The organism is Mycobacterium saskatchewanense (assembly GCF_010729105.1).
GTDB lineage: Bacteria > Actinomycetota > Actinomycetes > Mycobacteriales > Mycobacteriaceae > Mycobacterium > Mycobacterium saskatchewanense.
The window spans coordinates 65,865-78,117 of sequence record NZ_AP022573.1 but is presented as its reverse complement, the minus strand read 5'-3'; the positions used below and the strand labels follow the sequence as shown (position 1 = coordinate 78,117).

At 69.6% G+C, this 12,253-nt stretch carries 11 protein-coding genes; 3 read left to right on the top strand and 8 right to left on the bottom strand.

What is annotated here, in order from left to right; genetic code table 11:
* Positions 1-19: 19 nt before the first annotated feature.
* Positions 20-310 (bottom strand): CDGP domain-containing protein, encoded by a 291-nt coding sequence (locus G6N56_RS00410; RefSeq protein WP_085257725.1) that lies wholly within the window; start codon positions 308-310, stop codon positions 20-22.
* Between the two features lie 178 nt (positions 311-488).
* Entirely contained in the window at positions 489-1,373 is an 885-nt protein-coding gene (locus G6N56_RS00405) for an alpha/beta fold hydrolase (protein ID WP_085257724.1), read from the bottom strand.
* A 98-nt stretch (positions 1,374-1,471) separates the two neighbouring features.
* Here G6N56_RS00405 and G6N56_RS00400 point away from each other — a divergent pair, with 98 nt between their 5' ends.
* Positions 1,472-2,071, top strand: coding sequence for a TetR/AcrR family transcriptional regulator (locus G6N56_RS00400; protein WP_085257723.1), 600 nt, complete (start codon positions 1,472-1,474; stop codon positions 2,069-2,071).
* 4 nt (positions 2,072-2,075) lie between these two features.
* Here the strand turns inward: G6N56_RS00400 and hisS are convergent, their stop codons facing one another.
* On the bottom strand, positions 2,076-3,347 hold the full coding sequence (gene hisS / locus G6N56_RS00395; RefSeq protein ID WP_085257722.1) for a histidine--tRNA ligase: 1,272 nt from the start codon (positions 3,345-3,347) through the stop codon (positions 2,076-2,078).
* On the bottom strand, positions 3,344-4,018 hold the full coding sequence (locus G6N56_RS00390) for an MBL fold metallo-hydrolase (protein ID WP_085257721.1): 675 nt from the start codon (positions 4,016-4,018) through the stop codon (positions 3,344-3,346). Before G6N56_RS00390 ends, hisS begins: the two co-directional genes overlap by 4 nt.
* A gap of 113 nt (positions 4,019-4,131) precedes the next feature.
* Between G6N56_RS00390 and G6N56_RS00385 the strand changes: the two genes are divergently transcribed.
* Together G6N56_RS00385 and G6N56_RS00380 are read left to right on the top strand one after the other, a co-directional pair.
* Entirely contained in the window at positions 4,132-5,028 is an 897-nt protein-coding gene (locus G6N56_RS00385) for a peptidylprolyl isomerase (protein ID WP_085257720.1), read from the top strand.
* Between the two features lie 57 nt (positions 5,029-5,085).
* Complete coding sequence (locus tag G6N56_RS00380; RefSeq protein ID WP_163645073.1) at positions 5,086-6,861, top strand: protein kinase domain-containing protein; 1,776 nt, start codon at positions 5,086-5,088, stop codon at positions 6,859-6,861.
* Between the two features lie 232 nt (positions 6,862-7,093).
* Here the strand turns inward: G6N56_RS00380 and G6N56_RS00375 are convergent, their stop codons facing one another.
* The 4 genes from G6N56_RS00375 to G6N56_RS00360 are packed head-to-tail and all read right to left on the bottom strand — an operon-like array spanning position 7,094 to position 12,249.
* Positions 7,094-9,526: a RelA/SpoT family protein gene (locus G6N56_RS00375; protein WP_180150449.1), complete on the bottom strand. Its 2,433-nt coding sequence runs from the start codon at positions 9,524-9,526 to the stop codon at positions 7,094-7,096.
* Positions 9,510-10,055: a hypothetical protein gene (locus G6N56_RS00370; RefSeq protein ID WP_180150447.1), complete on the bottom strand. Its 546-nt coding sequence runs from the start codon at positions 10,053-10,055 to the stop codon at positions 9,510-9,512. Before G6N56_RS00370 ends, G6N56_RS00375 begins: the two co-directional genes overlap by 17 nt.
* 2 nt (positions 10,056-10,057) lie before the next feature.
* Positions 10,058-10,612 (bottom strand): adenine phosphoribosyltransferase, encoded by a 555-nt coding sequence (locus G6N56_RS00365; protein ID WP_085257502.1) that lies wholly within the window; start codon positions 10,610-10,612, stop codon positions 10,058-10,060.
* Complete coding sequence (locus tag G6N56_RS00360; RefSeq protein ID WP_085257503.1) at positions 10,594-12,249, bottom strand: ABC transporter substrate-binding protein; 1,656 nt, start codon at positions 12,247-12,249, stop codon at positions 10,594-10,596. The genes G6N56_RS00365 and G6N56_RS00360 overlap by 19 nt, the downstream gene beginning before the upstream one ends.
* Between the last annotated feature and the right edge of the window lie 4 nt (positions 12,250-12,253).

Below are 12,253 nucleotides of genomic sequence, written 5' to 3'. Positions count from 1 at the left end.
GAGTAAGAGTCAAGCCGGCTCAGTCGTCGATGTGCGTGGGCGGGTCGGAGAAGGAGAAGTCCGGGGGCCGCTCGTCGGGGCCCATCACGTCGCAGCGCCGCTCGGGCATGAGGAACGAGCTGGCGCCGCTGAGGACCAAGTGGGTGAACGCCACGCATCGTTGCCAGGTGCCGTCTGGCTGGACGGGGCCGTCGCACTTGCTGAGGAAGGCTCCGCCGTACTGGCAGCCGGCGCTGGCCGGCGGCGCGGCGACGATCAGCGCAACGGCCGTCAGGAGGGCGGCGAGGCCGCCGACGATGCTGCGCCTCATGGTTGCTCCCGTCAGATGACCGTTGGAAACCACCGGAAACCCCGACGTTACCTCTTATGGCACCGGTTCGGTGGGTTGCGTCGTGCCCGCGAAGTCCCCTTGCCACCGCGCGGGCGGGATCGACGACCTGCCTTCCCATACCGCGACGAGTTGATGCAGCGGGAGTTGCGCCGCCATGTCAGCGGGCCTCGGCGCGCCCCGTGAGCGCGACGATGTGATCGGCGAGCTCCACATAACTGTCTTCGGGAACGAAGTGCCGGCCGCGTAACGCCGTCGGCCCCTCGAGCCCGGCCAGGCGTGCCGCGATCCGGCCGTGTTTGTTCAGCGTGAGGAACGGATCGTCCGCGCCCCACAGGACCTGGACGGGGTAGCGGGTGCCCGACACCGCGGAGGCATAGAGGTCCGTCTTCGCACGCGTCGTCTCAAACCCACGCATGATCCGGCGGAAGGCCCGCGCACCGTCGGGGCCGAACAGAAGTCTCTGGTGGACATCGATTTCGGCGTCCGTGGTCGGCGAGTCGGGCGACAGGCCGGTCAGGCGCATCAACAGACGAAACACCGGCCCGCGGCCCGCGGCGAGCCACAAGCGATCCAGGACCGGCCACGCGAACGGCTTCATCGGCGGCGGCCGCCGAAACGTGTGGGCCTCGATCATCGTGTTGAGGATCGTCAGCGAGGCGACCCGCTCCGGGGCGCGGGCGGCGACCTCGAAACCCACCGGGCCGCCGATGTCGTGCACCACGAGGTGGAACCGGTCGACATCCAGCGCGTCGAGGGTCGCCGCGAGGTGATGGCCCAATCCCGTCCACGAGTAGTCGAAATGCGCTGGGCGAGCGGATAAGCCAAGGCCGGGTAGGTCCGGCGCCACGCCCCGCAGGCCCCGGCCGGCCAGCTCGGGAAGCAGCCGACGCCACAGGAAACTCGAGACCGGCACTCCGTGCACACAGACCACCGGCACCGGACCGCTGCCCTCGTCGCGCACGAACGTTCGCACTCCCGCGACGTCGACGAAGTGGCCCGCACGCTGGTGCGCCTCGATCAGTCCCGCTACCTCGCCGCGCACGCCGTCCCCTCTAACTCCGCTATCTTGGAACGCTCAGTTCAAGATAACAGCACGCATGTTACGGTGGAAGCCCCGATCGAGATCGTTGTTTGAGGAACATGCCCGACGTCAAGCATTTCGACGTGACCGCCGCTCTCGACGCCGCAGTAGCGCTTTTCTGGCGAAATGGCATGGCAGCGACGGGCATTCAGGACATCACCTCCGCGACCGGCCTCAACCGCTCGAGTTTGTACGCCACCTTCGGCAACAAGCAGAGCCTGTACGTGTCGGCGTTGCGGCGCTACATCGATACCTGGGCCACCCCGGCGCTGCGCCACCTCACCGACAGTGATCGCGGACTGGCGGCGGTGACCGACTTCTTCGACGCGCTGATCCAATTGCGCTGCGAGAGTTCCTTCGCCGGCTGGGGTTGCATGATCACCAACGCCAACGCCGGCATCGAGGTCCGGGACCCGGAGATTCGCGGATTCCTCGATCGGCACCACCGGCAGCTGCGGGACGCGATGCGCGTCGCGCTCGAGACCGCCCGCCGGCGCGAACAAGTGCCTGCCGACGCCGACCTCGATGCGGCGGCCGACATGCTGATCTCGCTCACCTACGCCCTCAATCTGCGTTCGCGTTCCGATGCCGACGCGGCGGCACTGCGCGAAATCGCGGCAAGAACGATCACATCGATCGGCCGCGAAAGCGGGACCTGACCTCTCACCGGCTCAGCCGGGAAAGCACCTCCGCAACGACGGCGTCCGTCGGCACCGACACCTGGTCGCCGGTGGCGAGGTCCTTCACGCCGACCGTCCCCGACTCGATGTCGCGATCCCCGAACACCAGCGCGATGCGCGCCCCGGAGCGGTCCGCCGCGCGCATCGCGCCCTTGAGCCCCCGGTCGCCGTAGGCCATGTCGACGCGGGCACCCGCAGCACGCAGCTGCGCGGCCAGCACCGCCAACCGCAGCTTGGCGGGCTCGCTCAGCGGCACTCCGAACACGTCGCAGCGCGAAGTCTGCCCCACGCTCTTGCCCTCGGCGCGCAGGGCCAGCAGGGTACGGTCCACGCCGAGCCCAAAACCGATGCCGGACAGATCCTGTCCGCCGAGCTCGTGCATCAGGCCGTCGTAGCGGCCGCCGCCGCCGATGCCGGATTGCGCGCCCAGCCCGTCATGCACGAACTCGAACGTGGTCTTGGTGTAGTAATCCAGCCCGCGGACCATGCGCGGGTTGATCACGTACGGCACGCCCAGGGCGTCCAGATGCGCCAGCACGGTGTCGAAGTGCTGCTTGGAGACGTCGGACAGGTGGTCGAGCAGCACCGGCGCGTCGGCCGTCATGGCCCGCACCGCCGGGCGCTTGTCGTCGAGCACCCGCAGCGGGTTGATCTCGGCGCGCCGCCGGGTCTCCTCGTCCAGGTCGAGCCCAAAGAGGAAGTCCTGCAACAACTCCCGGTAAAGGGGGCGGCACGTCTCATCACCCAGCGAGGTGATTTCCAGCCGGAACCCGTCGAGCCCCAGCGAGCGGAACCCGGCGTCGGCGACCGCAATCACCTCGGCGTCCAGCGCCGGATCGTCGACCCCGATCGCCTCGACGCCGACCTGTTGCAGCTGGCGGTAGCGGCCGGCCTGCGGACGCTCGTAGCGGAAGAACGGCCCGGCGTAACAGAGTTTGACCGGCAGCGCGCCGCGGTCGAGGCCGTGCTCGATCACCGCGCGGACCACGCCGGCCGTGCCCTCGGGCCGCAACGTCACCGAGCGGTCGCCACGGTCGGCGAACGTGTACATCTCCTTGGACACCACGTCGGTCGACTCGCCGACACCCCGCGCGAACAGGGCGGTGTCCTCGAAGATGGGCAGCTCGATGTCGCCGTACCCGGCCCGGCGCGCCGCGGCCAGCAACCCGTCGCGCACCGCCACGAATTGCGCGGAGTCGGGCGGCACGTAGTCCGGCACCCCCTTGGGCGCAGAAAACGCCGAGAACTCCGTCACGGGCTGAGGCCTTCCAGGAACGGATTCAGGCGTCGCTCGGCGCCGATGGTGGTGGCGTTGCCGTGCCCGGGCAGCACCACGGTGTCGTCGTCGAGGACCAGCAGCTTGCCGATGATCGAGGTGAGCAGGTCGCGGCCGCTGCCGCCGAAGAGATCGGTGCGCCCCACCGAGCGCTCGAAGAGCGTGTCGCCCGTGAGCACCACGTCGGCGCCGGACTTGGCCGCCTGGGCGAAGCGGAATACCACCGAGCCGCGCGTGTGCCCGGGCGTGTGATCGACGCTGACGCTCACATTGCCCAGGTCGAGCTTGTCCCCGTCGCGGTCGAGCTCGACCACCTGCTTGGGCTCGCGGAAGAACGCGCCCGCTACCAGCTGCGCCATCCGCGGTCCCAGCCCGTAAATCGGGTCCTTCAACATGAACCGGTCCTCGGGGTGAATGAAGGTGGGGCAACCGTAGGTGTCCGACACCTTCTGCGCGGACCACATGTGGTCGATGTGCCCGTGGGTCAGCAACACCGCGGCCGGGGTCAGCCGATTCTCGTCGAGAATGCGCCGCAGCGGGCCCATCGCCCGCTGTCCCGGATCGACGACGACGGCGTCCGCCCCGGGCCGCTCGGCCAGCACGTAGCAGTTGCACTGCAACATGCCGGCGGGAAATCCGGTGATCAACACGGTTCCCAGTTTCCCATCTCCGGCAGGGCCGCTTGACACGGGTCGCGGCGCGGACATTAGCCTGAGCGGGCGAACTCGGGCCCAAACTCACCCAACATGGAGGCGTACCGGCCGTGCCGACCAACGAACAGCGCCGCGCCAACGCCAAGCGCAAACTCGAACGCCAGCTGGAGCGCCGCGCGAAGCAGGCCCGACGGCGTCGCATCATCGTGATCGCGGCCGGCTCGATCGCGGCGGTGGCCGTGATCGCCGTGGTGGTGATCGCGATCGTCAACACTAAGCACGAGCACAAGAGCAACACCGCCGCGACGTCGTCCGCGCCCAGCAGCACCACCGAGTCGACGACGCCGCCCCCCACGCAGCCGGGGGCCGTTCCGCCGCTGCCGCCGTTCAAGCCCTCGGCCAACCTGGGCGCCAACTGCCAGTACCCGGCGTCGTCGGACCAGGCCGCCAAGCAGGTCAAGCCGCCGCGCACCGGCAAGGTCCCGACCGATCCCGCTGAGGTGAGCGCGAGCATGGCCACCAGCCAGGGCAATATCGGGCTGATGCTGGCCAACAACGAATCGCCCTGCACCGTAAACAGTTTCGCCAGCCTCATCGGCCAGAAATACTTCGACAACACCAAGTGCCACCGGCTCACCACCTCGCAGGGCCTGGGCGTGCTGCAATGCGGCGACCCCAAGGGCGACGGCACCGGCGGGCCGGGATACCAATTCGCGAACGAGTACCCGACCGATCAGTACCCGCCGAACGACCCGAAGGCGCAGGAGCCGGTCATCTATCCGCGCGGCACGCTGGCGATGGCCAATGCCGGACCGGGCACCAACGGCAGCCAGTTCTTCTTGGTCTACAAGGACTCTCAGTTGCCGCCCCAGTACACCGTCTTCGGCACCATCCAGCCCGACGGGCTGGCCACCCTCGACAAGATCGCCAAGGCGGGCGTCGCCGGCGGCGGCGAAGACGGGGCCCCGGCCATCGACGTCACGATCAAGTCGCTGCTGCTCGACTGACCGTCGGATCGGTACGAGTTACCCTCTACACGGCCGTGATTCGCCTATGGTCTTTGGGTGAGCATCGATCCGGAAACGTTCGGCCACTATCAGATCCAGGGGTTGCTCGGGCGTGGCGGCATGGGGCGGGTGTACCGCGCCTTCGACCCCGCGACCGACCGGGTCGTCGCTCTCAAGGTGCTCCCCCCGCACCTGGCTGAAGATGAGGATTTTCAGAAGCGTTTCCGCCGGGAGGCCCGCATAGCGGCGGGCCTCAACGACCCGCACGTGGTGCCCATCCACGGTTACGGCGAGATCGACGGCCGGCTGTACGTCGACATGCGGTTGATCGAGGGCCGCGACCTGAGCGAGTTCATCGCCGAAAGCGGGGGTCGGCTCAGCCCCGAGCAGGCGGTCGCGGTGATCGAACAAGTAGCCGCGGCACTGGACACCGCCCACGCGGCGGGCCTGATTCATCGCGACATCAAGCCGAAGAACATCCTGGTCACCACGGCCCGCAACTTCGTCTACCTGATCGACTTCGGCCTCGCGCGCACCATGACCGACACCGCGCTCACCCAGACCGGCCACACGATGGGCACCGTGGCCTACCTGGCGCCCGAGCGCTTCAGGGGCACGACGGATCACCGCGCCGACATCTATTCGCTGGCCTGCGTGCTGTACGAATGCCTCACCGGGAAGCGGCCCTTCGCCGGCGACAGCCTGGAAGAGCAGCTCAATGCGCACCTGTACACGCCGCCGCCACGGCCCTCGGCGGACGCCCCCGGCATCCCGGCGGAGCTCGACGCGGTGGTCGCCCGCGGCATGGCCAAGGACGTCGACCAGCGGTATCAATCGGCCATCGAGTTCGCCGAAGCGGCGCGGGCGGCGTTGGGCAGCCCGGCCGTCGCTCCGGCCTGGGCGCCGCCGCCACCACCCATGCAGCCCCCCACCCAGCGGGTGCCCCACCCACCGCTGCCGCCCGCCGGCGTCCCCGAGCCGCGACCGGCCCCGAGCCCGCCCACGCAGTCCCGTCGCTTGCTGCTGGGCGTCGTGGGCGCATCCGTCCTGGCGCTGGTGGCGGTGGTGGCGCTCGTCATCGCCCTGGTGACCAGGGACGACGGCGCGGGAACGAGCGCGGCGTCGAGCACCCCCGTCCGCGAGGTGGTGCCCAACAGGGCGGGAGCCGGGTCGACCGGCGCGGCGGCCCCGACCGTCCCGCCCCTGCCGGCGTTCGCGCCGCCGACCGACCCGGGCGTCAATTGCCAGTACCCGCCGTCGTCGGAGCCCGCCAGCAAGCCCGTCAATCCCCCGCCGGCGGGAAAGGTCTCGACCGACCCGCCGGAGATCCCGGCCATCCTGTCCACCAACTTCGGTGACATCGGCATCCGCCTCGCCAACGCCGAGTCTCCGTGCGCCGTCAACAGCTTCACCAGCCTGGCCCGCCAGCAGTTCTTCGACAACTCCGAGTGCGGCCGGCTGACCGTCCAGCCGGACGGCGGCATGCTGCTGTGCGGCGGACCCGGCCCCGAGGGCAGCGGCGGTCCGGGTTACGAATTCGCCGACGAATATCCCACCGACCAGTACGCCCCCGCCGACCCGGCGCTCCGCCAGACCGTGCTGTATCCGCGCGGCACGATCGCCTTGGCCACCGTCGGGCCCAACTCCAACGGCAGCCAGTTCAACTTGGTGTTCAAGGACACCGAGATGGAGCCCACGTCGACCGTGCTCGGTTCGATCGACGAGACGGGACTGGCGATCCTCGACAAGATCGCCGGCGCCGGGGTTGCCGGTGATCGTCAGACGGGCATGCCCGCGTCAACGGTCACGATCAAATCCGTGCGGGTCGGCTAGAACGGACCAGACGGGATACACCTCGCTGACTTGGCAGACGGCCGACGCCAGGAGGGGTTCGTGGCGGCCGGCAGCGCGGCGGAGATTCGGTTCGGGGCGGCGGGGGCGCGTCGTGTCCGCTTACTTGCCGCCGAGATTGCCGCAGCGGTCGTGGTCCGCCCGGCAGATCGCGACCCTCACCGCAATTTCGGCGCCGAGCGCCGAGGAGTAGCGCGGCGCTGGGTCACGACAGCTAGGCGGCGGACGTCACCCGGTAGACGTCGAAAACGCCCTCCACGTTGCGCACGACGTTGAGCAGGTGGCCGAGGTGCTTGGGGTCGCCCATCTCAAAGGTGAAGCGGCTCACCGCAACCCGGTCACCCGAGGTCGTGACGGATGCCGACAGGATGTTCACCTTCTCGTCGGCCAGCACCCGCGTCACGTCCGACAGCAGCCGGTGCCGGTCGAGCGCTTCGACCTGGATGGCGACCAGGAAGACCGACGACGGCGACGGCGCCCACAGCACCTCGATGATGCGCTCGGACTGCTGCTGCAGCGACGCCGCATTGGTGCAGTCGGTGCGGTGCACGCTGACTCCCCCGCCGCGGGTGACGAAACCCATGATCGCGTCGCCGGGCACCGGGGTGCAGCACTTGGCCAGCTTGGTCAGCACGCCGGGCGCGCCGGGCACCGAGACGCCGACGTCGTCGCTGCTGCGGGGGCGGCGCAGCATGGTCGTCGGCGTGGACCGCTCGGCGAGCTCCTCTTCGGCCTGGTCGATGCCGCCCAGCTCGGCCAGCAGCCGCTGCACGGCGTGCTTGGCCGACACGTGGCCCTCGCCGATCGCGGTGTAGAGCGCGGAGACGTCGGTGTAGTGCAGCTCGCGGGCGACCGCGGCCATAGACTCGGCATTGACCAGGCGCTGCAGGGGAAGCCCGCCCCGGCGCACCTCCCGGGCCATCGCCTCCTTGCCGGCCTCCAGCGCCTCCTCGCGGCGCTCCTTGGCGAACCACTGCCGGATCTTTGTCTTCGCCCGCGGCGACACCACGAACTGCTGCCAGTCACGCGACGGTCCCGCGTTGGCCGCCTTGGACGTGAAAACCTCGACGACTTCGCCGTTTTCGAGCTTGCGCTCCAGGGCGACCAGGCGGCCGTTGACCCGGGCGCCGATGCAGCGATGGCCGACCTCGGTGTGTACCGCGTAGGCGAAGTCCACCGGGGTCGAGCCGTTCGGCAGGGTGATGACGTCGCCCTTGGGGGTGAACACGAAGATCTCTTGTACCGCAAGGTCGTAACGCAGCGACTCCAGGAACTCGCCGGGGTCGGCGGCCTCCCGCTGCCAGTCGAGCAGTTGCCGCATCCACGCCATGTCGTCGATCTCGGCAGCGGCGTGGGGATGCGGAAGGCCGTTGCGGCCCTTGGCCTCCTTGTACCGCCAGTGCGCTGCGATGCCGTACTCGGCGGTGCGGTGCATGTCGCGGGTGCGGATCTGCACCTCCAGCGGCTTGCCCTCCGGCCCGACGACCGTGGTGTGCAACGACTGGTACACGCCGTAGCGGGGCTGCGCGATGTAGTCCTTGAACCGCCCGGCCATCGGCTGCCACAGCGAGTGCACCACGCCGACGGCCGCGTAGCAGTCCCGGATCTCGTCGCACAGGATGCGGATGCCGACCAGGTCGTGGATGTCGTCGAAGTCGCGCCCCTTGACGATCATCTTCTGGTAGATCGACCAGTAGTGCTTCGGGCGGCCCTCGACGGTCGCCTTGATCTTCGACGCGTTCAGCGTGTTGGTGATCTCGGCGCGAACCTTGGCCAGGTAGGTGTCCCGCGACGGCGCGCGGCCGGCCACCAGCCGGACGATCTCGTCGTACTTCTTGGGATGCAGGATCGCGAAGGACAGGTCTTCGAGTTCCCACTTGACGCTGGCCATACCCAGCCGATGCGCAAGGGGCGCAATGACTTCCAGCGTCTCGCGGGCCTTACGGGCCTGTTTCTCCGGCGGCAGGAAGCGCATGGTGCGCATGTTGTGCAGCCGGTCGGCGACCTTGATCACCAGCACGCGGGGATCGCGCGCCATGGCGGTGATCATCTTGCGGATCGTCTCGCCCTCGGCGGCGGTGCCCAGGACCACCCGGTCCAGCTTGGTGACGCCGTCGACGAGGTGCGCCACCTCCTCGCCGAACTCCTCGGACAGCTGTTCGAGCGTGTACCCGGTGTCCTCGACGGTGTCGTGCAGCAGCGCGGCCACCAAAGTGGTGGTGTCCATGCCCAATTCGGCCAGGATGTTGGCGACGGCCAGCGGGTGGGTGATGTACGGATCACCGGAGTGCCGCAGCTGGGTGGCGTGCCGCTGGTCGGCGACCTCGAACGCCCGCTGCAGCAGCTGCACGTTGGCCTTGGGGTAGATCTCGCGGTGGACGGCCACCAGCGGTTCCAGCACCGGGTTGAGCGCGCTGCGCTGGGCCGTCATCCGTCGCGCCAGCCGGGCGCGGACCCGACGCGACGCGCTGCTCGACGTCTTCAGGGTCTCGGTGGGCTGCTCCGGCGCCTCGCCGACCGGCAGCGGCGCGGTGGCCGGCCCCGAGGCCGGCTCGCCGGCACGCGGCGACGCGGGCGATTCAGCGGGCACGTCGAGAGCCTGCGTTGCGCCCTGGTCGTTCACCACGTGGTCACCTCCGATCTCCATTTGAGGATATCGCCAAAGCGCGCCTGCGCCGGACGCTCTGCGACAACCCGGCGTCGCTCAGGACGGATCGGCGTAGCGACGTGGGTGAAACGGCTGGTCGGGACGTTCCGGCCGCCGCTTCTGCGGCGCCGCGGGGGGTGGCGTGTTCGATACGCCTCCGGAAGGTGTGACGGCCGTGGCGGAAGGCCGTCGCGCGGAAACCCGAGCCAGTAGATGGTGCCCGGGTCGCCCGGGTGGGGGAGGACGCCGACACGCGGCCTTCCTCCAGGTCGCACACGTAGTAGCAATACGCCGCATCGTCCACCGGCGACCGGGGGCCGACGCCGACGATCGACTCCCTGGTGTCGCCGCACAGGCCCCAGGTGACGGCCGAGAGCGGCGCCTCGTAGACCAGGAGGATGTTCGGGCCCGCCGTCCAGGCATGCGACACCAGAAAGGGCGGGCGTCCATCCTCGTCGTGGTAATACGCGATGTAGCCCAACAGCTTTCGCAGCACTTCCGTCGATTCGGCGGCGGCCCGCCGACTCACCGCTACGCCCTGCTCAGGCTGTGCACCCGCAGCGGCGCGACGGCCTCGCGGCCACCCAACGCGGTCAGCTCGATGACCACCGCCGCCGCGGTCACGTCGGCCCCCACCCGCTCCAGCAACCGGGTCGCCGCGCCCAAGGTGCCGCCGGTGGCCAGCACGTCGTCGATGATGACCACGCGGCGGCCGCGCAGATCGATGCCGTCGGCGGGGATTTCCAACGTGGCGGTGCCGTACTCCAGGTCGTACCGCTCGGAGTGCACGGGCGGGGGCAGCTTCCCGGCCTTGCGGATGGCCAGCACGCCGGTGCCCAATCGACCGGCGACCGCCGCCGCCGCCAGAAACCCGCGCGAGTCGATGCCGGCCACCAGGTCGGCGGCGGACGCGATGTCGGCCAACGCGTGGGTGACCGCCGTCATCGCCTCGCGGTCGGCGAACACCGGCGTCAGGTCCTTGAACTGGATTCCGGGCTCGGGGAAATCGGCGACCTTCCGGGTCAGGGAGTCGATCAGGTCGCCCACCGAACGGACCCCCGCACCCGTCACTGGACCAGCGCCCATCGGTCCATGTTCCAGCCCGCGCCCCAGCGGGTCGGATTCTTGCTCACGGCGTACATCTTCTTCGACAACAGCAGCGTCCGCTGCTGACGGTAGAGGGGCAAGGTCGGCATATCGCCCCACAGTACCGGGGCGGCCTCGGCCAGCAGCCTGACGCGCTCGGCCGGGTCGGCCGAGACCGCCAGCGCGCTGATTGCGCCGTCGACCTGCGGATTCGAGTAGCCGGACAGGTTGTTGCCGTTGCCGCTGTGCAGGTCGTAGGCGTCCATCGCCGACGATCCCGTCGACCCGCTGCCGGTCGCGCCGCCGGTACTCGCCAGCAACATGTCGATCTTTCCGTCCTTGAGCGCCGCGGGGGAATCGACGGTGACGCTGGAGATCGCGATCCCCGCGGCGGCGCACGACTTGGTGATCGCACCGACGGTGACCGCCAGCCGCGCGTTGGGTCCCTGGTACCCGATCCGCGCCGACAGCGGCGCCCCGCCGAGCGCTTCCCGCGCGGCGGCCGGGTCGGCCTTGCCGAACTGGCCCGCGTCGGGGGCCCCGTCCCCGGCGGACACGGCGTCGTCGGCGACCGGAGCCAGCCGCGAGTTCGCGATGGGCGCCCCCGCGTCGTGGGCGATGGTGTCGCGCGGCGTGCAGAGCGCGACCGCGCGTCGGGCCTTGGGCTGCGACAGCGGGCCCTGCGGAGCGAAGATGAGCTGCTCGATACCGTCCGACGGGGACTCGCTGCGGTCGTAGTTGTCGGGCGGCGCGAGCGCCCCCGAGGAGCCGGACGCGACGTCCACGACGTCGACGCTGCGGCTGTTCACCCGGTCCTGGATGTCCGGTCCCTGCGGCCACACCGTGATCCGTTTGGTGATCGCCCGGGGGCCCCACCACCGGTCGTTGGCGACGAGCACGACCCCGCCGTGATCGAGGATCGACTCGATCTTGTACGGCCCCGATGACGGGAAGAGCTTGAGATCCAGGCCCGGCTTGAGGTCCCAGATGGTGTTCCACTGTTTGGCGATCTGCTCCACGAGCTGCCCGTTCCTGCTGAGCAGCGCCGCGGTCACGTCGACGTTGAGCCGGTCGGCGATGATGTGCGACGGCATCAGCGAGGTCGCGGAGAACAGCTGGGCGTAGTCCACGACGCTGCGGTCCGGGACAAAAGACACCCGGGCCTTCTTCTGCCCCGGGATGCAGTCGACGTTGGCGATGTCGACGTAGCCGGCCTGGCTGGCGGCGTCGAACTCGGGGAACTTGCCCGATTGCGCGGCCCAGGTCAGCACGAGGTCGTCGCAGGTCACCGGCTTGCCGTCGGAGTAGACGGCGTTGTCGGCGATCTGGTAGTCAAGCACCAGCGGCGAGCCGCCGACGACCGACACGGTGCCGAAGTCGCGGTCGGGAACCACCTGCCCGTCGGGACCGTGATAGGCGAAGCCGGTCAGCGTGCGGGCGAACGCCTGCGCCCCGGCGGACGCCGCACCCGCCACGGTGTTGGTGTTGTAGGTGGAAAGTGGGCCGTCGACCACGTAATCGATCTGCGAGGCGGCACTACCGGAACAGCCGGTCAGCGCGAAGGCGGTCAGCAACAGCACCGCCAGACCGGCACTCGCCCACCCCGTCAGGCCGCGGGGGCCGGCGCGGACGGCCATCGGA

What these genes read in the sequence shown, in the direction of transcription:
- G6N56_RS00360 (WP_085257503.1), bottom strand. Translation starts at nt 12,249, where the DNA reads ATGGCCGTCCGCGCCGGCCCCCGCGGCCTGACGGGGTGGGCGAGTGCC.
- G6N56_RS00365 (WP_085257502.1), bottom strand. Translation starts at nt 10,612, where the DNA reads ATGGGCGCTGGTCCAGTGACGGGTGCGGGGGTCCGTTCGGTGGGCGAC.
- G6N56_RS00375 (WP_180150449.1), bottom strand. Translation starts at nt 9,526, where the DNA reads ATGGAGATCGGAGGTGACCACGTGGTGAACGACCAGGGCGCAACGCAG.
- G6N56_RS00410 (WP_085257725.1), bottom strand. Translation starts at nt 310, where the DNA reads ATGAGGCGCAGCATCGTCGGCGGCCTCGCCGCCCTCCTGACGGCCGTT.
- G6N56_RS00400 (WP_085257723.1), top strand. Translation starts at nt 1,472, where the DNA reads ATGCCCGACGTCAAGCATTTCGACGTGACCGCCGCTCTCGACGCCGCA.